This window comes from Acidovorax sp. GW821-FHT10E03 (assembly GCF_059415205.1).
Genome location: NZ_JBWKMU010000002.1, coordinates 439,093 through 456,751, shown reverse-complemented (window position 1 = coordinate 456,751; position 17,659 = coordinate 439,093). Strand labels below are relative to the sequence as shown.

Annotated in this window: 18 protein-coding genes; 9 read left to right on the top strand and 9 right to left on the bottom strand. The window is 70.0% G+C overall.

The features are described from left to right. The first annotated feature begins 41 nt into the window (after positions 1-41). The 7 genes from AC07OD_RS05235 (at position 42) to AC07OD_RS05205 (ending at position 4,654) form a co-directional block, all read left to right on the top strand. A complete protein-coding gene (locus AC07OD_RS05235; protein ID WP_218295691.1) occupies positions 42-500 on the top strand; it encodes a hypothetical protein in 459 nt (152 codons plus the stop codon). Positions 501-571: 71 nt separating this feature from the next. Continuing rightward, positions 572-1,732: a CsgG/HfaB family protein gene (locus tag AC07OD_RS05230; protein WP_255591088.1), complete on the top strand. Its 1,161-nt coding sequence runs from the start codon at positions 572-574 to the stop codon at positions 1,730-1,732. Beyond that, positions 1,729-2,529, top strand: a complete 801-nt coding sequence (locus AC07OD_RS05225) for an SEL1-like repeat protein (protein ID WP_494595483.1) — start codon at positions 1,729-1,731, stop codon at positions 2,527-2,529. The genes AC07OD_RS05230 and AC07OD_RS05225 overlap by 4 nt, the downstream gene beginning before the upstream one ends. A gap of 17 nt (positions 2,530-2,546) precedes the next feature. Further along, positions 2,547-2,978: a hypothetical protein gene (locus AC07OD_RS05220; protein ID WP_494595482.1), complete on the top strand. Its 432-nt coding sequence runs from the start codon at positions 2,547-2,549 to the stop codon at positions 2,976-2,978. Positions 2,979-3,077: 99 nt separating this feature from the next. Continuing rightward, a complete protein-coding gene (locus AC07OD_RS05215) occupies positions 3,078-3,677 on the top strand; it encodes a DUF4352 domain-containing protein (RefSeq protein WP_492253680.1) in 600 nt (199 codons plus the stop codon). Continuing rightward, positions 3,677-4,399 (top strand): OmpA family protein, encoded by a 723-nt coding sequence (locus tag AC07OD_RS05210; protein WP_492253679.1) that lies wholly within the window; start codon positions 3,677-3,679, stop codon positions 4,397-4,399. Before AC07OD_RS05215 ends, AC07OD_RS05210 begins: the two co-directional genes overlap by 1 nt. A gap of 3 nt (positions 4,400-4,402) precedes the next feature. After that, complete coding sequence (locus AC07OD_RS05205; RefSeq protein ID WP_218295687.1) at positions 4,403-4,654, top strand: zinc ribbon domain-containing protein; 252 nt, start codon at positions 4,403-4,405, stop codon at positions 4,652-4,654. Positions 4,655-4,700: 46 nt separating this feature from the next. Here AC07OD_RS05205 and AC07OD_RS05200 read toward each other — a convergent pair whose 3' ends face one another. After that, complete coding sequence (locus AC07OD_RS05200) at positions 4,701-5,465, bottom strand: SDR family oxidoreductase (protein WP_494595481.1); 765 nt, start codon at positions 5,463-5,465, stop codon at positions 4,701-4,703. 107 nt (positions 5,466-5,572) lie between these two features. Between AC07OD_RS05200 and AC07OD_RS05195 the strand changes: the two genes are divergently transcribed. Then, on the top strand, positions 5,573-6,484 hold the full coding sequence (locus AC07OD_RS05195; RefSeq protein WP_218340038.1) for an AraC family transcriptional regulator: 912 nt from the start codon (positions 5,573-5,575) through the stop codon (positions 6,482-6,484). Between the two features lie 51 nt (positions 6,485-6,535). Here AC07OD_RS05195 and AC07OD_RS05190 read toward each other — a convergent pair whose 3' ends face one another. The 4 genes from AC07OD_RS05190 to AC07OD_RS05175 all read right to left on the bottom strand — a co-directional run bounded on the left by AC07OD_RS05190 (position 6,536) and on the right by AC07OD_RS05175 (position 11,619). Further along, positions 6,536-7,723, bottom strand: coding sequence for a DUF1513 domain-containing protein (locus tag AC07OD_RS05190; protein WP_494595478.1), 1,188 nt, complete (start codon positions 7,721-7,723; stop codon positions 6,536-6,538). After that, entirely contained in the window at positions 7,707-8,825 is a 1,119-nt protein-coding gene (locus tag AC07OD_RS05185; RefSeq protein WP_218295683.1) for an imelysin family protein, read from the bottom strand. Before AC07OD_RS05185 ends, AC07OD_RS05190 begins: the two co-directional genes overlap by 17 nt. Positions 8,826-8,905: 80 nt before the next feature. Then, positions 8,906-10,396, bottom strand: coding sequence for a di-heme oxidoreductase family protein (locus AC07OD_RS05180; protein WP_494595476.1), 1,491 nt, complete (start codon positions 10,394-10,396; stop codon positions 8,906-8,908). Positions 10,397-10,398: 2 nt separating this feature from the next. Beyond that, the gene (locus AC07OD_RS05175; RefSeq protein ID WP_494595474.1) at positions 10,399-11,619 is read right to left on the bottom strand and encodes an imelysin family protein; all 1,221 of its coding nucleotides are present in this window, start codon (positions 11,617-11,619) and stop codon (positions 10,399-10,401) included. 312 nt (positions 11,620-11,931) lie between these two features. Here AC07OD_RS05175 and AC07OD_RS05170 point away from each other — a divergent pair, with 312 nt between their 5' ends. Further along, the gene (locus tag AC07OD_RS05170; RefSeq protein WP_369643055.1) at positions 11,932-14,157 is read left to right on the top strand and encodes a PhoX family protein; all 2,226 of its coding nucleotides are present in this window, start codon (positions 11,932-11,934) and stop codon (positions 14,155-14,157) included. Between the two features lie 102 nt (positions 14,158-14,259). On the opposite strand, the gene AC07OD_RS05165 is transcribed toward AC07OD_RS05170, so the two are convergent. The 4 genes from AC07OD_RS05165 to AC07OD_RS05150 all read right to left on the bottom strand — a co-directional run bounded on the left by AC07OD_RS05165 (position 14,260) and on the right by AC07OD_RS05150 (position 17,655). After that, positions 14,260-15,084 carry a FecR family protein gene (locus AC07OD_RS05165; RefSeq protein ID WP_494595472.1) on the bottom strand — a complete coding sequence of 275 codons (825 nt, stop codon included), beginning with the start codon at positions 15,082-15,084 and terminating at the stop codon, positions 14,260-14,262. Beyond that, entirely contained in the window at positions 15,038-15,886 is an 849-nt protein-coding gene (locus AC07OD_RS05160) for a BPSS1780 family membrane protein (RefSeq protein ID WP_494595470.1), read from the bottom strand. Before AC07OD_RS05160 ends, AC07OD_RS05165 begins: the two co-directional genes overlap by 47 nt. Before the next feature lie 353 nt (positions 15,887-16,239). Beyond that, entirely contained in the window at positions 16,240-17,190 is a 951-nt protein-coding gene (locus tag AC07OD_RS05155) for a homoserine kinase (RefSeq protein ID WP_218340043.1), read from the bottom strand. A gap of 105 nt (positions 17,191-17,295) precedes the next feature. After that, on the bottom strand, positions 17,296-17,655 hold the full coding sequence (locus AC07OD_RS05150; protein ID WP_218295677.1) for a hypothetical protein: 360 nt from the start codon (positions 17,653-17,655) through the stop codon (positions 17,296-17,298). Between the last annotated feature and the right edge of the window lie 4 nt (positions 17,656-17,659).

Genomic DNA, 17,659 nt, shown 5'->3' with positions numbered 1-17,659 from the left:
CAGCGGCGCGTTTTTGGTTTTCAGTGGATGAAGGAGTCGCAATGAAAAATCTGGACGAAAACTCCCATCGGCGCACGCTGCGCGCCCTGGGCCTTTGGTGCGGGGCAGGGGCACTGGCGCTGATGGGCGCCGGCGCGCAGGCCCAGCTGGTGAACTACGGAGAACAGCTGGGTGCCTATAAGGACATGGCGCAAAGCGGTGTGCGGCTCAACGACGGGGTCTATCCGTCGGTGAGTGCCAAGGCCCGCGTGAACCGCGCCATCTCGCAGAACACGCTGGTGGACCAGAGCGCGCTGGTGCAGCCCGACGGCACGCTGAAGCTGCCCGACGGGCAAAAGAACATCGTGATCCGTTCCACGTATTCCGATGTGCAGCGCGCGCCCGACGGCACGCTGCGCATCGCCAGCCCCGTGATCCAGGGCAACGTGAACGGCAACGTGACGCTGTACGTGGAAGGCAAGGGCGTGGAAAACATCACCGTCCTCAACTCCGGCCGCTGACGGCCGCGGGCCTTCTGCCTTGCAGCCCCGGGAGAGCGGGGCTTTTGATACCACCACCACAACAAAGAACCATGACGAAAAGAACATTGCGATGGGGAGCGCTGGCGCTGGCAGTGGCCACGCTCGCTGGCTGTGCATCCACGGAAAACGCCCTCAAGGACGCCAATACGCTGCTGCAAGAGCGCGAGGCCGACAAGCTGCTGCCGGTCACCAACCTGAGCCCCTACGCGCTGGCGCTCGGCCGCTTCGGGCGCATGCTCGATGTCTACAAGGAAGGCGATCCCGTCATCTACATGCAGACGCGCAGCATCCTGGATGCCACCAACCTCTCCAGCCCGCTCGTGGGGGCGGAGATTCCCGGCGACATCACCGAGATGGTGCGCACGGCCGTCAACCGCATCGGTGCGCGCGTGGTCTATGTGCCCTACCACCCGGACTACCTGGTGTCGCAGGCCCAGCTGGGCGCCAAGTTTGGCGTGACCATGCCGGACTTCCTGATCACGGGGGCGCTCACGGAGTTCGACCGTGCCATCGCGGGCGCGGGGCGCGTGAATTCGGCGGGCATCGAGTTCGGCAAGGGCAACGGCAAGACCACGCTGGGAGGCGACATCAAGCGCACGGCCATTTATTCGGCACTGGCGCTGGACCTGAACCTCGTGAGTTTCTCCACGCAGCAGATGGTGCCCCAGGTGCAGGCCTCCAACGTGGTCAAGGTGCTCAACTTCAGCTCCGAGGACAACGCCAGCCTGGGCTTTTACGGCGATGCCTTCGGCTTCAAGCTGGAAGGCAAGTACCTGCAGGGGCGCCATTCGGCCATCCGCACGCTGGTGGACCTGAGCGTGCTGGAGCTGATCGGCAAGGCCACCAACACGCCGTACTGGCGCTGCATTCCCAACGGCACGCCGGACCCCGTGGTGGTGGAGAACATGCGCGCGGCCTACAACGGGCTGACGCCCGAGCTCAAGCTGGGGCTGATCCAGGTGACGCTGCGCAAGTACGGCGAGCCGCTGCAGGTGACGCAGAAATACGACGACGAGACCCGGCAGGCGCTGGAGAAGGTGTATGCGCAGCGGTACCCCTCCCTGGGCGCCGTGGACGTGATGACCTGGCAGGGTTTTGAGCCCCTGTTCTTTGGTGTGCCCATGGCCTGGGACACGGCGCAGGCACCCGCGTTGGCCGGTGCGGCGCCAGCGCCCGGCGGCACCCCGGCGGGCACGAAGGCTGGCACATGATGCGTGGCGCCCGCATGTTCTACCGCTGCGCGCCCTGGGTGGTGGGGGCTGCCCTGCATGCGCCCGCCTTCGCGCAGCTGCCGCCGGCCGCTCCGCCGGCGCCTGCACCCGCGCCGGCACAGCAGGCGGCGGCCCCCGGGGCCACGGCGGGTGCGCGTTTCCTCGAAGCGTGCAACGAGGCGCTGGAGCGCGGCGTGGCCGAGCTGGGCTGCCAGGGGCCGATCTACCGCAACGAGCTCGAGCGCCTGAAGCGCGAAGCCCTGAACACGCAGAACCCGCAGCTGCTTTCGTTCGTGGGCGATGCGTACCAGAACCCCCGGTCCGGCCTGGGCGACATGGGCCAGGCCTACCGCTGGTACCTGCTGGCCGCCGTGCGCGGCGATCCGCGCGCGATGCAGCGCCTGACGGAGATGAACCGCAAGGGCCAGGGCGTCCCCAAGGACAACGTGCGGGCCCTGGGCTATGCACGCCTGCTGGAGCGCATGAGCCAGCCCGACACCGGCACCCACCGCAATGTGGTGTCGGTGATCAACGAACTGGGCGCGGAAATGGCCGTGGAAGAAGTGGCCCTGGCCGAGCGCTTCGCGTCGGAACTGGAGGCGCGCATCCAGCGGCAGGCCGCGGGGGAGGGCTCCGACAAAGGCGGTGACCCGCGGCCCGCGGCGGCGGGGGCCGTTCGGCCGGGTTCGGTCCTGCCGGGCATGTCGGCCGTGCCCCGCCCGGCCTCGGGTGCGCCGGCTCCGGCTGCGGTGCCTGGGGGCAGCTTGCCTGGAACGCCCGGAAAGGCACCGCCCTGATGCGAGGTTTTCCCACCATGAACGGCACATCATTGTTCGCGCTGCTGTTGCTGCTGGCGTGTGCCACGGTCCGGGCCGCAGGCCCGGTGGGGCCCGTGGGTCCGGTCGGCCCCGTGGGGCCCATCGGGCCCGAGCGCGCCGGGCCGCTGGACCCGCCTCGCCAGGGCCGCGCGAACCCCGTGCCACGGCCTGCCGCGCCAGTGCAACCTGCCAGCGGCGCGGGCGCGGGCAACCGCATCGAGGTCTCGGGCAATACCGCGTCCGGCACACGTTGCGCCGCGGATGGCTCGGCCTCCGTCAACAGCGTGGACGTATCGGGCGCGCGCCTGGAGGGCCGCACGGTCATCGTGCAGGGCCGCAATGCGAATGACGTGCGCACCGGCGATTGCCCGCAGCCCCCGAAGGCAGGGGGGGCGGCGGGCCAGACCAACAGCATCCGCATTCGCTGATGCGTGGCGCCCGACCCGCCGTTGCGCAGACCCTCCTCGCAAACCGCGCCACGGCAACCACCATGGACAGTGATTGATGAACCAGGAGCACCAGACACCATGAATTCAACGACTCCCGTGTGGACTCCATCGCGCAGGGGGGCGGCCCTGGCCGTGGCCGCTGCCGCCGTTGTGCTGGCAGCGTGCAAGGAGCGCGCGCCGGAGCCGCAGGTGGCTGCAGCGACCGCGCCCGTGCCCGCCGCGGGCCCCGCACCCACTGCACCTGCAACCCAGGCAGCGCCAGCACCGGCACCGGCGGCCGTGCCAGCCGCCGCCACGCCCAAGAAGGTCCCCATGTCCATCCAGGGCGTGGCCGCCGCGGGCGTCACGGTGCGCGTCAAGGCGGTCGAGATCGGCGCGGACGCGACGGTGCTCGACGTGAGCATCTCGTTCGCCAACCGCATCACCGACACCACCATGCTGGCCCTGGCCGACACCTACCTGCAGGATGAGAGCGGTGCCCGCCTGCACATCAAGCGGCCCGACAACAACCGTGACATCACCATCCGCGAGGGCGAGACGCTGGACGGCCAGCTCGTGTTCATGGGCGCCGTGGCGCCCTCGGCGCGCAAGCTCAAGCTCGTGTTCAACGATGGCAACCAGGGCGACAACATCGTGGCGCCGGGGCTGGTCGTCGACCTGCCGCTGCAGGGCGGCTGATGCGGCATCCGGGCTTGGCGGCCGCCGGGGCGCACGCCGTCGCGCCGGCCTGCGCCCTGCTGGTAGCGCTGGCGGCTTGCGGGCCGGCACATGCGCTGGAGGTCGTGCGCAGCGGCCGGGCGCTGGGCGCCGTGCCCACGCGGCTGGTGCCCGCATCGGGCGCGCCATCGACCACGCTGCGCGCGCAGGAGCCCGCGGGCGGGCTGGTGGGACGGCGGCAGGACACCACGCTGCAGCGCAGCGCAGGGCCGCAAACGATTCTGCGCGAGGCCGAGGTGCCCAGGGAGCGGCTGGAGCAGACGCGCGCCCTGCTGGCGGAGCTCAAGGCCCGGCCCACGCCCGAGCAGGCCATCTCCATCGACCTGCCGGCGGACGTGCTGTTCGATTTCGACAAATCCGACCTGCGCGCGGACGCGGCGTCCTCGCTGGACAAGGCGGCGGAACTCATCAAGAGCTATGCGGCGGCGCCGCTCACGGTGGTGGGCCACACCGATGGCAAAGGCACCGACGCCTACAACGACAGCCTGTCGCTGCGCCGCGCCGAGGCCGTGGCGCGTGCACTGCACCGCCAGACAGGCCGGCAGGCCGCTGTGCAGGGCCAGGGCAAGCGCCAGCCCGTGGCGCCCAACACCACGCCGGACGGCCGGGACGACCCGCAGGGCCGGCAGCTCAACCGGCGCGTTCAGATCCTCATCGGCGTGCCGCTCCGGGAAGGCAGGTAGACCATGGCCCTTGTGCGTTGCCCGGAATGCGGGCGTGAAGTCTCGTCGAAGGCGCCCGCCTGCCCGTCCTGCGGCTACCCCCTGCAGGCCCAGGGCGCTTCGCCCGCGGAACCCCAAAACGCGCTGCAGTCGCCGCATGTGTGGGGCCGTGTGGCCTTGGCCCTGGGCGCGTGGCTGGTCACCCCCTGGATTGCCAGGCTCATCGTGGCGCTGGCGGTGTGCGTGCTGGCGTATTTCATGTTCACCGGGCGGTGACCTTGCGCGTCCCGGAGGGTTCGCGCTTGCGAGTCCACAGAGCGCATCAATGCGCCAAGGTGCCTGCGCCATGGGCGCCCGCCAGCGCCACCGCATCCGCGCCCGCCGCATAGCGCAGCCGCGCTGACGCATCGTTCACCGCCGCCCACACGGCCTCGGCCACATCCTGCTCGGTCGTCACGGCCGCGGGCTGGCCCAGGGCGGCGAAGACGGACTGGGCGCAGGGCGCATAGGCGGGAGGGATCAGCCCCTGCATGCGCTCGGCGCCATTGGCGGTGAACTGCGTGGTGGGCGCATAGCCGGGCTCCACGAGTTTCACGCGGACGCCAAAGGCCTCCAGCTCGAAGGCCAGCGAGGCGGTGAACCCCTCGATGGCGGTCTTGCTGGCGGTGTAGGCTGCCACGAGCGGCATGGGTGCCAGGGTGGCGCTGGACGTGACGTTGACCACCAGGCCCGCGCGCCGGCCGCGCATCTGCGGCAGCACGGCCTGGGTCACCGCCATGGTGCCGAAGGTGTTGGTGTCGAAGATGTCGCGCACCGTGGCCATGGGCGTGGCCTCGAAGGCGCCGAACAGGCCCAGGCCCGCGTTGTTCACCAGCACGTCGATGGGGCCTGCGGCCTGCAGCGCCTGGGCGATGCTGTCGGACCGGGTCACGTCCAGCGGCAGGATGCGCAGGCGGTCCGATGGCTGCAGCAGGTCGGTGCGCGGGGTGCGCATGCTGGCGATCACGTTCCAGCCCTGGGCGTGGAAGTGGCGGGCGGTGGCAAGGCCGTAGCCGGACGAGCAGCCGGTGATCAGGATGGTCTTCATGGTGAAACTCCGTGGATGGGTTGCGATGGAAAGTGGTGCAACGATATCGGGCCGGAGTCGGATTAACTACAATCTGAAGTCTGATTTTCTTTTGCAGGAGTCCGACCGTGGTCGATCCCCTCGCGCAGGTCATCGCTCTGCTGCGGCCGCGCGCCGTGTTCTCCAAGCTGATCAGCGGCGCGGGGCCCTGGGCCGTGCGCTATGGCGAGTTCGGCAGCCCGAGCTTTTGCACCATGCTGGAGGGACAGTGCGTGCTCGCCCTTGCGGGGCAAGAGCCCGTGGCGCTGGAAGCGGGCGACTTCGTGCTTCTGCCCGCGACACCGGGGTTCACCTTGTCGGGCATGGAGCAACCGGCGGCGCCGGTGTTCATGGACCCCCACCGCATGCCCGCGCCAGACGGCGAGCATGGGCTGCGCCATGGCACGCCCGATAGCCCGCCGGACATGCGCATGCTGGGCGGCTACTTCGAGTTCGACTCCCCCGACGCCGCGTTGCTGGTGTCGCTGCTGCCGGACATGCTGCACGTGCGCGGCGTGGAGCGGCTGCCGACCCTGGTGCAACTGGTGCGGCAAGAGTGCCTGGCCGCGCTGCCGGGCCGTGAACTGGTGCTGGACCGCCTGGTGGAGGTGCTGCTGATCGAGGCCCTGCGATCGAGCAACCGCGATGGTGCGCCCCCCGGGCTGCTGCGTGGGCTGGCGGACGCCCGCGTGGCGGTGGGCCTGCGCCTGATGCACAGCGCCCCGGAGCGGTCATGGACGGTGGACGCGCTGGCCCGGGAGGCGGCGTTGTCACGGTCCACTTTTTTCGAGCGCTTCCTGCGCGCCGTGGGGGTGCCGCCCATGGAATACCTGCTCGCCTGGCGCATGGCGCTGGCCAAGAACCTGCTGCGCAGCGGTGGCGGCGTGGGGCTTCATGAGGTCGCGGAACGCGTGGGCTACAGCTCGGCCAGCACGTTCAGCACGGCGTTCAGCCGCCATGTCGGGCTGGCGCCCGGCCGCTACGCGCGCCAGCAGCAGTAGCAGGCCTGCGGGTTGGTTGCTATGTTTTATATAGCTGGTTGCGCTTGTCCATCAAGCGCTGGGGGCACTTTTCATTCCAATTTTCTGCGCCAGCACCCAGTGGTTGTCCAGCCGCACATCCTGCAAGCCCCGGCCATGCGGGTGGCGCAGGGGCGCGGCGGCCTGCGCGCTCTGCAGGCTGGCGCCCAGGCCGCCTGCCCACAGCACGCCGCCTTGCACCGCCAGGGGGCAGGCCTCGGGCAGGGGCACCAGGCCCTGCCACTCGCCCTGCAATGAAAACGTGGCAATGCCGTGGGCGCGGGGGCAGCTCACGGCCCAGCCGGCGGGCGTGGCGGCCATGCTGCCGCCGTAGCCGTGGATGCCCTGGGCGATGGCCTGGGGTGCAGCCACCACGCGCAGCGCCGTGCCGTCGAACAGGGCCAGCACCGGGGCGGCGTCCTTGGCGGCTGCGTCGTCGTGCTCGGCCTGCAGCGCGATGCCCAGCGTGGTTCCATCGGGGCTCCATGCCAGGTGGCGCAGGCTCAGGCGGGGGTCCTGCAGGCGCCATTGGCCCAGCAGCCGGCCCGTGCGGGCGTCGAGCCGCACGAGCGATGAGTCCATGGTGCCCAGGTCGCGCTTGACGCGGCCTGTTTCTGGCGCGGTGGGCACGCCGCCGTTGGCGACGATCAGCGTGGGGGCGGCGCTGCCTTGGCCCTTGCTCTTGCCGCCCTGCGTGTCCCAGAGCAATTCATGCGCGTCGATGCCGTGGGTAGGCCATTCGGCGGTTTTCGCGAGCGTGTGGGCGTCGCGCGCCACGATCAAGCTCGCGCCGGTCTCGGCGTCGGTCTCGGTGGTGTACAGCCGCTGGCCATCGGCGCTGGCGAGCACGTGGCCGTTGAAGGAGCGCTCGCCGTCTTGCCACAGCCACTGGGGCTCGCTGTCTTTGTCCGGCTGCCAGCGCACCAGCCAGTCGCCGGGCCGGCGGGCGGTGGCCAGCACGGAGCCGTCAGGCAGCACGCACAGGCCGTGGGCGCGCGTGGGCACGTCCAGCGATGCGTGGACCTGCAGTGCCTGCCCGGCTCCTTCGGATGTGGACAGCAGGCCGATGTAGAAACGGCCCTGGCGCTCCCACGCGGCAGCCAGGTGCACGCGGTCACCGGGTTTGGCGAAGACGGCACCTGGCGCAATCACGCAGGCACCGAGGCCCCCGAGCAGGGCCAGCGCGTGCCGGCGGTGCAGAAGATCAGTCGCCGTCTGCATCCGAGAATCCAATGCTCACCTGCAGCGCGGGCGCCACTTCGGACTCGGCCAGGAACTTCAGCGCCGCCAGGTCCCTGGCGGTCTGCTGGATGGCCGCCTTGTTCTGCAGGCCGGACTTCTGCACCTGGGCCATCGACGCATCGACCTTGCTGGTGGCCTGGCGCAGCTTGTCGGCCAGCGGGTTCAGGCCCTTGCCGCGCAGGTACATCTCGAGCGGCACCAGGGCCTCGCCAGCGGCGGGGATGTCGGCGCTGGCGGGCAGGGTGGTCAGGCTGCGCAGGCCTCCCCAGGTGGCCGCCCAGGCCGCCAGCGTGGTGCCGCTGGCGGTGCGGGGGTAGTCGGGCGTGCGGGCGCCGGATCCCGATCCGGCGGCGCGCAGCGGCTTGTCCATCTGTGCCCAGCGCAGGCGTTCGATGCCACCCACCCACTGGTTCACGAATTCGCCGATGGCCTGGGTGGACGCCTCCTGCTCGTCCTCGGCGCCCCAGTCGGTGGCCGCCGCATCGGCATAGGCCTTGGCCAGTGCGGCGGATTCCCGCGCCACATCCTGGGCCACTTCGTGCGCGTAGCCGCAGGCGGGGCTGCCGGGCTGGGCCGGGCGCGTCCACAGCAGCCATTCCAGCGCGGGCAGGCCCTTGGCGGGCGTGCCGATGCGCTCGAAGGCCTTGGCGCCCTGAGGCTGGGCAGCGATGGCTTTGTCGATCAGCGCGGGGCGCGTGGGCGTGAAGTCGATGGCGCGCTGGCTGCGGCGTGCGATGACGGGGCCCACGGACACGGCGGCGAGCTGCTCCCACGCGCGGGCCGTGGCCTGCCAGGCGGCGCGTGCGGAGTCGAGCGCGGCCTTGCCGTCTGCCGCCGACGCCTGGCACAGCGCCGCCACGGCGGGCACCAGGGCGCGGGCATCGCGGTCGAAGTCCTGTGCGCGTGGCAGGGCCCAGTGGCCGTAGATGCCTTGCAGGGCGTGCACCGTGTCGTAGAACGGCACGGCGTTGCGCTGCCAGGCTGGGATGGGGGGTGCAGTGGGCGCCGCAGACTGTGCCTGCGCTGTGAGAGGGGGCAGGGTGGCCAGCAGCAGGGCGGCTGCAAGGAGGGATGTTTTCATTGCCGGGCCGCCCCAAGATGAAAACGCGGCCCCCTCGGGAGGCAGCGACCACACGGAGTGGGGAGCGTGGGGGTAAATTCTCATAGCGACTCCACGAATTTCACGAGCGCGTCACGGTCGGCTTTCTTCATCCTGAGCACCTGGTTCTTGGCCTCCTCGGCCTCGCCGCCGTGCCACAGCACGGCTTCGAGCACGCCGCGCGCACGGCCGTCGTGCAGCAGGCGGGTGTGGCCGTTCACGTCCTTGATCAGGCCCGTGCCCCACAGCGCCGGGGTCTTCCACTGGCGGCCGTTGGCGCCAAAGTCGGGCCGGCCGTCGGCCAGGCGCTCGCCCATGTCGTGCAGCAGCAGGTCGGTGTAGGGCGCAATGCGCTGGCCGTTCAGTGCCTTGCTCGTCAGCTGGGGGAAGGGCCCCTCCTTGGTGACGTAGCTCGGGCGGTGGCAGGTGGCGCACTGGGCCTGCGAGAACAATGCCTGGCCGCGCAGCACCTGCGCATCGTTGATGTTGCGGCGCGCGGGCGGGGCCAGCGTGGCCTGGTAGAAGATCACGTCGGCCAGGGTCTTGTCGTCGATCTCCACGCCGGGCTGGCCTTGGTCGCCACCGCTCTTGCCGCTGGGTGCGTCCAGGCAGTCCTTCTGCGCGGGTGTGCAGGCCTCTTGCGCGAAGTGGCGCGAGGTGATGCCCATGTCGCCCAGGAAGGCGCCGCCCGTCTGGTGCGCGATGGTGGCCACGTTGGCCTTCCAGCCGAAGCGCCCGACCATCGTGCGGCCGGCGGGGCCGTCCCACACCTTGTTGGGCACGCCCTTGATGGGGCCGGGGGCGGCGGCCTGATCGGCGGCGTTGGCCAGGATGTCGGCCTCGGCGATGGCTTCGAGCAGGCCCACGCCGATGATCTGCGGCGCGATGCGCGGGCTGGTCATCACGTCCTTGTGCAGGGGGCCGTAGCCCAGGTCGGCAAAGCCGTAGATGGGCTTTTGCAGCGTGTAGGGCGTGCCGTCGGCGAATCGGCCCTTGATGGTGTCGTAGCGCAGGGTCACGCGGCCTTCGGGCTTGACGCCCTGGATGGCCGCGTTGTTGAACTGGTCGCCGTACACCGGGTCGTGCACCGGCCCGCCGTGCACGTCGGTGCCGGGGATGGACAGGCGGATCAGCAGGGCCACCGTGGGGTCCTTCGTTTCGCCCAGGCGGTTGAAGATCGCTGGCGGTTCGCCCCGGCCGTCCTGCACGTGGCAGCCGCCGCACGAGCGCGCGATGAAGTGCGGGCCCAGCCCGTCGCGCGCCTTGGTGGACGCGGGCGCTTCCACCCAGTTGCGCCGGAAGAACGAGTTGCCGATGACGAAGCGCGTGCGCTCTTCATCGGTCAGGTTGGCGGCCGGGAACGAGAAGGCATTGCGCCCGGTGGCGAACACCGTGGTCTCGCCGCCGGTTTTTTCGCCCAGCGGGTCGGGCCGGGGCGCCGCCGTCAGCGACTGCAGGCCCAAGCCGCCGAAGCTGGCGAGTGCGACGATGGCGGTGCTGGCTGCCGCCAGGCGCACGGTGCGCCGGCGGGCAATGGCTTGCGCAGGCTTCATGCTCAGGGCTGGACCAGGGTCAGCTTGGTGATGCCGATCGCGTTGGCCGCGGCGACGAGGTCCTTGCTTTGCTGCGTGAGGCTGTCGATGGTCTTCTGGATGCGCTGGCGGCCCGGGGCGTCCTTGCCGCCGATGATCTCGCGGTCGAACGGCGCCTGGATGCCTTCGGCGGCAGCCACCGAAGCGGCGATCTGCTTGGTGGTCTTGTCGGCCAGCGCCGCGTCCTTGGCGGCCACCAGCTCGCGCAGCGATGCGCCCTTGACCACGCTGCCGTCGGCACGCTTGTACTCGCCCAGCCACACGTTCTGGATGCCCTGGGCGTTGGTCACCGCGTCGCGGTGGGTGTTGTCCGAGAAGCACGAGTGCTCGTCTTCCTGGTCCTGGCTGTTCAGGGCCACTTCCAGGCGTTCGCCGGCCAGCTCGCCGCGCGAGAGCGAACCCAGGCCCACGAGCATCTTGCGCACGGATTCCTGGCCGCCGCGCGCGAAGCGGGTTCGGTAGTTGTTCTTTGCATCGGGCGCCCAGGCTTTCACGAGCGACGTGAGGTCGTCGATGAGCAGGTCGGTCACCACGTTCAGGTACTGGCGGCGGCGGTCGGCGTTCTTGGCCTTGCCGTCCACGAAGTCTTCGAAATTGCGATCGCCCGGGCCGGTCTCGGACAGATCCTGGCCCCACAGGAAGAACTCGATGGCGTGCCAGCCTGTGGCGATGTTTTCTTCGCCGCCGCGCTCGTTTTGAGCGGAGAGATTCTTCTTGTTGATGACGAACTTGCGGTTGTTCACCAGGCCCGCGTTGGGCTTGCCCTGCACGCTGTCGACGAACGATTCGTCCATGGGCCAGGCGTTGATGCGGCCTTCAGGGCCGTTGTCGTTGTCGATGGGGCCGCCGTAGAAGCGGAAGGCCTCGGTCTGGCCGTAGAACTCGCGCGCGGCCAGCCACTTCTTGCGGGCTTCGGCCAGGGTCTCGGCCGAGGGCTTGGCGGTGAAGGCCTGCATGGCCTCGCGCAATGCCTGCGCGCTGGCCAGGGTGTCGCTGTAGTTGGCATGCACCAGCTGCGCGTAGTGCGCCGCCACGGCCTGGGCCGTCACTGCCTGTTTCGCCTGGGCCTGCGGGGCCGCCGCCGGTGCCGTCTGGGCGGCAGCGCCGGTGCTGTAGGCGCAGGCGAAGCTACCCGCGAAAAACGCAGCCCCCAGCAGGGACGTCTTCAGGGAGGGGAATGTCATGCAGTGGTCTCCAGGGAATCACGCGGGCTGCCGCACGGGGCCATGGGCCGGTGGTGGCACCGCGAAGGATGGGTGTGGATGGCGGGGCCGCACTGGCTGGAAGGGGCCTGCGCGCGAGCGTGGGCACAGACGACTGGCTGGGTGGGCGGGGGTGAGAAGGGATTATACAAATGGTAGTGATTCGTATTTGCCGAATTCCCTGGGTCCTGGCCGGGAACGCCTGTCATCAAACCGACGCAAAACCTTCACGGGGATGTCACCCGCGGTTTCTACGCTCCAGGGGTTTTGTAACCAACAACCCGAGGAACCCCCATGACCCACCGCGTGGATACGCCCGAGCAGGCCATCGACTTCAACAACGAAAACGCCAACACCTCCGCCAACCCCACGTTCGACGCGGTGCTGGGCGCCCGCCTGTCGCGCCGTGGCCTGCTGCGCGGCGGCGTGGGCTCCGTCGGCACCACCGTGCTGGCCGGGTTCGGCGTGAGTGCCTGTGGCGGCAGCGACGACCCCGTGGTGACGCCTCCCCCCGCCGGCCCCAAGCTGCTGGGCTTCGGCGCCGTGTCCAAGAGCCTGGCCGACGTGGTGGCCGTGCCCGCGGGCTACACCGCCAGCGTGATCTTCGCGCTGGGCGACCCCATTGCGGCGGGCGTGTCCGCGTACAAGAACGACGGCACCGACGGCGACTTCGACAAGCGCGCCGGCGACCACCATGACGGCATGGAATGGTTCGGCCTGGGCGCCGACGGCAAGCGCAGCGACAACGCCACCGAGCGCGGCCTGCTGGCCATCAACCACGAAGCCACCACCGACGAGAAGCTGTCCTCGTACTTCCTGCACGCCAATGGCGGCACCACCACCTTGCCCCGCCCCGCGGCGGAAATCGACAAGGAAACGGCCATCCACGGCATCGCCGTGATCGAAGTGGCCAAGTCCGGCGGCAAGTGGGCCTACGCGCAGAACTCCGCGTTGAACTTCCGCCTCACGTCGCTCAGCCCCATCGAGATCTCGGGCCCGGCCCGCGGCAGCGCGCAGCTGTTCACCAAGTTCTCGCCCACCGGCACCACCACGCGCGGCACGCTGAACAATTGCGGCACGGGCAAGACGCCCTGGGGCACCTTCCTGACCGGTGAGGAAAACTGGTTCGGCTACTTCACGCGTGGCGCCGCCGACGATGCCGCGCGCGGCAACGACAAGAGCGTGACGGCCCTCAAGCGCTATGGCCGCAACCAGGGCGCCGCATCGCGCCACGGCTGGGAAAGCGGCGGCACCGACGACAAGTACCAGCGCTGGAACAACAGCAAGACCGGCACGTCGGTGGACGGCACGGACGACTACCGCAACGAGATGAACGGCATGGGCTACATCGTCGAGATCGACGCCTACGACAAGACCCGCATGGCCAAGAAGCGCACCGGCCTGGGCCGCTTCGCGCACGAGAGCGCGGCCTTCGGCAAGGTGGTGGCCGGCCAGCCGCTGTCCATCTACATGGGCGACGACTCGCGCGGCGAGTACATCTACAAGTTCGTGTCCACCGCCACGTGGAACCCGGCCGACGCCAACGCCAGCGACCGCCTGGCCATCGGCGACAAGTACCTGGACAGCGGCAAGCTGTACGCCGCCAAGTTCAACGCCGACGGCACCGGCGGCTGGGTGGAGCTGTCGCTCACCAACACCGCCATCAGCGGCTATGCCACCTACAAGTTCGCCGACGCGGCCGACATCGTCATCAACACCCGCCTGGCCGCCGACGCCGTGGGTGCCACGAAGATGGACCGCCCCGAGTGGAACGCCGTGAACCCCGCCAACGGCGAGGTGTACTTCACACTGACCAACAACAGCGCCCGCAGCGCCAACCCTGGCAGCGGCCAGTACCTGCCCGACGCGGCCAACCCCCGCGCCTACACCGACATGAAGGGCACGACCAAGCAGGAAGGCAACCCCAACGGCCACATGGTGCGCCTGAAGGAAGGTGCGTCCGTGTCGGCCTTCACCTGGGACGTGTACCTGTTCGGCGCGGAAGCCAGTGCCGACAAGACGCTGATCAACATCTCGGCCCTGACGGACGACCAGGACTTCTCCAGCCCCGACGGCCTGGCCTTCAGCAAGGCCACGGGCATCTGCTGGATCCAGACCGATGACGGCGCCTACACCGATGCGAGCAACTGCATGATGCTGGCGGCGGTGCCCGGCCAGGTGGGCGACGGCGGCAAGAAGACGCTGACCTACACCAAGGCGGATGGCAGCAAGTTCGACATCGTCTCGCCCGTGGGCAAGGCCGCCACGGCCGACACGCTCAAGCGCTTCCTGGTCGGCCCCAAGGGCTGCGAGATCACGGGCCTGGCCGAAACGCCCGACGGCAAGACGATCTTCGTGAACATCCAGCACCCGGGCGAGTCCACCGGCATGGCCAACCTGGGCGACCCCGCCAAGTTCCAGAGCCAGTGGCCCGCCAACGCCGGCTACGGCGCGGGCAAGCGCCCTCGCTCGGCCACCATCGTGATCACGAAGAACGACGGCGGCAACGTGGGCACCTGACGGGGCGGGGTGAGAGGGAATGGGCCTCTCACCTTCCTTGATGGATTGGTTGCTTGCAGGCCGGCCCAGGGGGCCGGCCTTTTTTGTTTTGGGGGCAGGGGCTCAGTAGTCCGAACCCGGCGGCGGTGGCGGCGGGGCGGGGGGCGAGGGGCGTGCCGGCGTGGCGGCGGGTGTGCCGCTCGCACCGGGCGTCGCGGTGTAACCCATCTGCCCGCTGCCGTCCTTGGTGCCCTTGCGCCCGGCGATCTGCCAGGCCGTGCGCTGGTGGATGAGGCTGGCCAGGAACTCCAGTTCCTCATCGGTGTGGTTGATGGCGCCGGCCGGGGTGAGCAGGCGGCCATTGCGCGGCGCGCTCTCGACCCAGAACGACTGGTGGTATGACGCCTCGCTGACCAGGCTTTCGGTGCCCGCCGCCAGGTCCACCGTGCCGTAGCAATTGCAGAAGTAGCCCCGGTTGTCCTGATCGGCGAAGACCTCGGCGTACACCCCCGTGCCCCGGATGCCGGCGGTGGCGGTGGGCAGGATCACCTGGCGCTCCGCGCCCCGGCCCCACACGCTGGCCACGGCGCCGCTGACCAGGCGCAGTACCCTGACGGCGGTGGGCGTCTCGCCCTCCAGCGCCACGCGCGAGTTCTGGCGCACCAGGAAGGCGCCGTCGCCCACCGCAAAGACCACGGTGGCGCCGGGCCCGGTTTCAAGGCGGTCTCCCGCGGCGATGCTGTGCTGCGGGGTCAGCGCCTCGCCGTTGCGCAGCACCTGGCCGCGCAGCTCCACGATGTTGCTGCGCGACTGGGCGTGCGCGGCCACCCAGCCGCCCGTGGCCATCCACAGCGCTGCGGCCTGCAGCAGGCCGCGCCGCTGGTACCAGGCCAGCTCGTCCTCAGTGCGGCCCAGGAGCTGGTGCGGGTGGGGGCGGTGCGTCGTCATGGGGTGGTGCCTCGGAGGCGGGATGGGACGGGGGCTCGAAGCAGTCGCGGAAGGTGAAAACCACCGATGTGAAGAACATGGCCGCCATCACCATCGCGGCCCCCACCATGATGCCGCCCGCGGTCGATCCGGCCAGCCCCGCCGCGGCCAGCAGCGCGGACGCCAGCGTGACCACCACGCCCCCCAGCAGGAACACGCCCAGCCAGCCCAGCCCGTAGACCAGGAACGCGCCAAAGTTGCGCACGCAGGCCACGATGCTGAAGAACAGCGCCTTGACCGGCGGCACGCCGTGCCAGTGCACGAGCCCCGGGGCATGCCAGAACAGCAGCGACAGCGGCAGGTACAGCATCATGGACAGCCACATGGCGCCCTGGAAGGCGGGGTCTTCCGCCACTTCCTTGGTCAGGGCGGCGCCGCCCAGGTACACCCGCGCGAACTGGCCGCCGTCCAGCAGCGCCGACAGGCCCATCACCGCCAGGAACCCCGCCGCATAGAGGGCGCCGAGCACCAGCATGTCGCGCAGCCGCTGCTGGCCGGTGCGAAACGCCACCAGCAGCACGGCGGGGGTGGGAAACCGCCCCTGCGTGGCTTCCGCCGAGGCCACCATCATGGCCAGCGTGGCCGAGGGCAGCAGCACCAGCGCGATGGCCGGGCCCACCAGCGGAATCAGCGTGGCCAGCGACATGGACGCCATGATCATGAAGAACAGCGCCGCCAGCGCCATGGGTTGCCGCCAGAACGTCCGGATGCCGAGCTTGACCCAGGCCATGCCGGTGCGGGCGGGGACGATGTGGAGTTTCATGGATGCTTAGGAGGAGAAAAGAGGGTGGGGCCTGCGCCCGGGCACTGCTGGCAGCCGAGAGGCTTCCGCTGGCAGTGCAATGCATAGCTTGGAATTTACCCCAGCGGCCCATTCCGGCGGCGGTGCAAGGGATCCCCCCTGCCGCGAGGGCCCGAGCGCGGATTTTCCGCCGGGCCGGTCAACAAAGGCGCTTCGCGTCTTCGTGCTCCGGTGATCCAGGGCGCTCCGCGTCCGCCGTGGCCCCTGCGGCGGGGTCGGCCCCGGCGCGGAACATGCCGCACGGGCCGCGCCGCCGCGAGCGCGACATCCCCGTGGCGGGGGCGGGCGCCACGGGCGGCTCCAGGTGCTTCATCTCAGGCGTGCACGGGCTGCGCAATGCGGGCGCGCAGCACCCGCTCGAAGTGCGTGGGGTCGTGGGGCGTCAGCATCGAGGCTTCGCGCGGCAGGTGGAAGTCCCACAGGCGCGAGATCCAGAACCGCAGGGCGCCCGCGCGCAGCATGGCGGGCAGCAGTTCGCGCTCGGCCGCCGTGAGCGGGCGCACGGCCTGGTAGGCGTCGAGCATGCGGGTGGCGCGCCCGGCATCGTGCTGGCCCGTGGCGAGGTCGATGCACCAGTCGTTCAGGCACACGGCCAGGTCGAACAGCCAGGTGTCCACGCCCGCGAAGTAGAAGTCGAAGAAGCCGGTGAGCTCTTCGCCCTCGAACATCACGTTGTCGCGGAACAGGTCGGCGTGCACGGGGCCGCGCGGCAGGGCCGCGTAGGCGGCGCCGGCGGCCACATGGTTCTGGTAGGCCAGTTCGGAGCGCAGCAGGGCGGCCTGGGTTGCGCCGACGTGCGGCAACACCACCGGCACCGTTTCGTTCCACCAGGGCAGGCCGCGCAGGTTGGGCTGGTGGCGGTCGAAGTCGCGGCCCGCCAGGTGCATGCGGGCCAGCATCGTACCCACGGCGGCGCAATGCGCGGCCTGCGGCGCCAGCTGGCTCTTGCCGCGCAGCTTGTTCACCACGGCGGCGGGCTTGCCACACACGGTGTGCAGGATGTCGCCGTCCTGGTCGGCGCGCGGATCGGGCACGGGCACGCCACCGTGCGCCAGGTGCTTCATCAGGTACAGGTAGAACGGCAGCTGCGCGGCGGTGAGGCGCTCGAACAGCGTCAGCACGAACTCGCCCTGGTCGCTGGTGAGAAAGTAGTTGGTGTTCTCGATGCCACCCTCGATGCCGCGCAGCTCCACCAGCTCACCCAGTTGCAAACGGCGCAGCAGCTCGCGCGCCTCGGTGTTGGAGACTTCGGTAAAGACGGCCATCGCTCAGGGGGGTTACAAAGAAATGAAAAACTGACAGCAAAAGGGCAGGGCGTGCAGCGGCTTCATGGGGGCAGCGCGGTGGCGCTGCCCGGCGCCGCAGGGGCCTCAGAACTTCAGCACGTTCCAGACGCGCGGGGCGGTGGTGGTCTCCGCGCCGCTGTTGCTGCCCGCGCGGCTGCGGGCGCCGTCGGGCGACTGCACTTCATAGCCGGGCAGGTTGCCGGTCTTGGGCTGCACGGAAATGATCTGGGTCTGGCCGCCCACGCGCAGCTCATCCACGCGGTTGCCCGCGTCTTCGACATGGATGCGCTCGGTGCGCTGGTTGGAACGGCCTGCAGGTTGCTCCTGGTTTGAGAGCGCCTCGCGCGTGTCTGCCGTGCCCTGGGGGGCATTTTGGCTTGAACTCTGGGCCAGGGCGGTGCCGGAGGCAATGCCCAGCAGCAAAAGGAGGTGAAGAGCGCGCATGGGG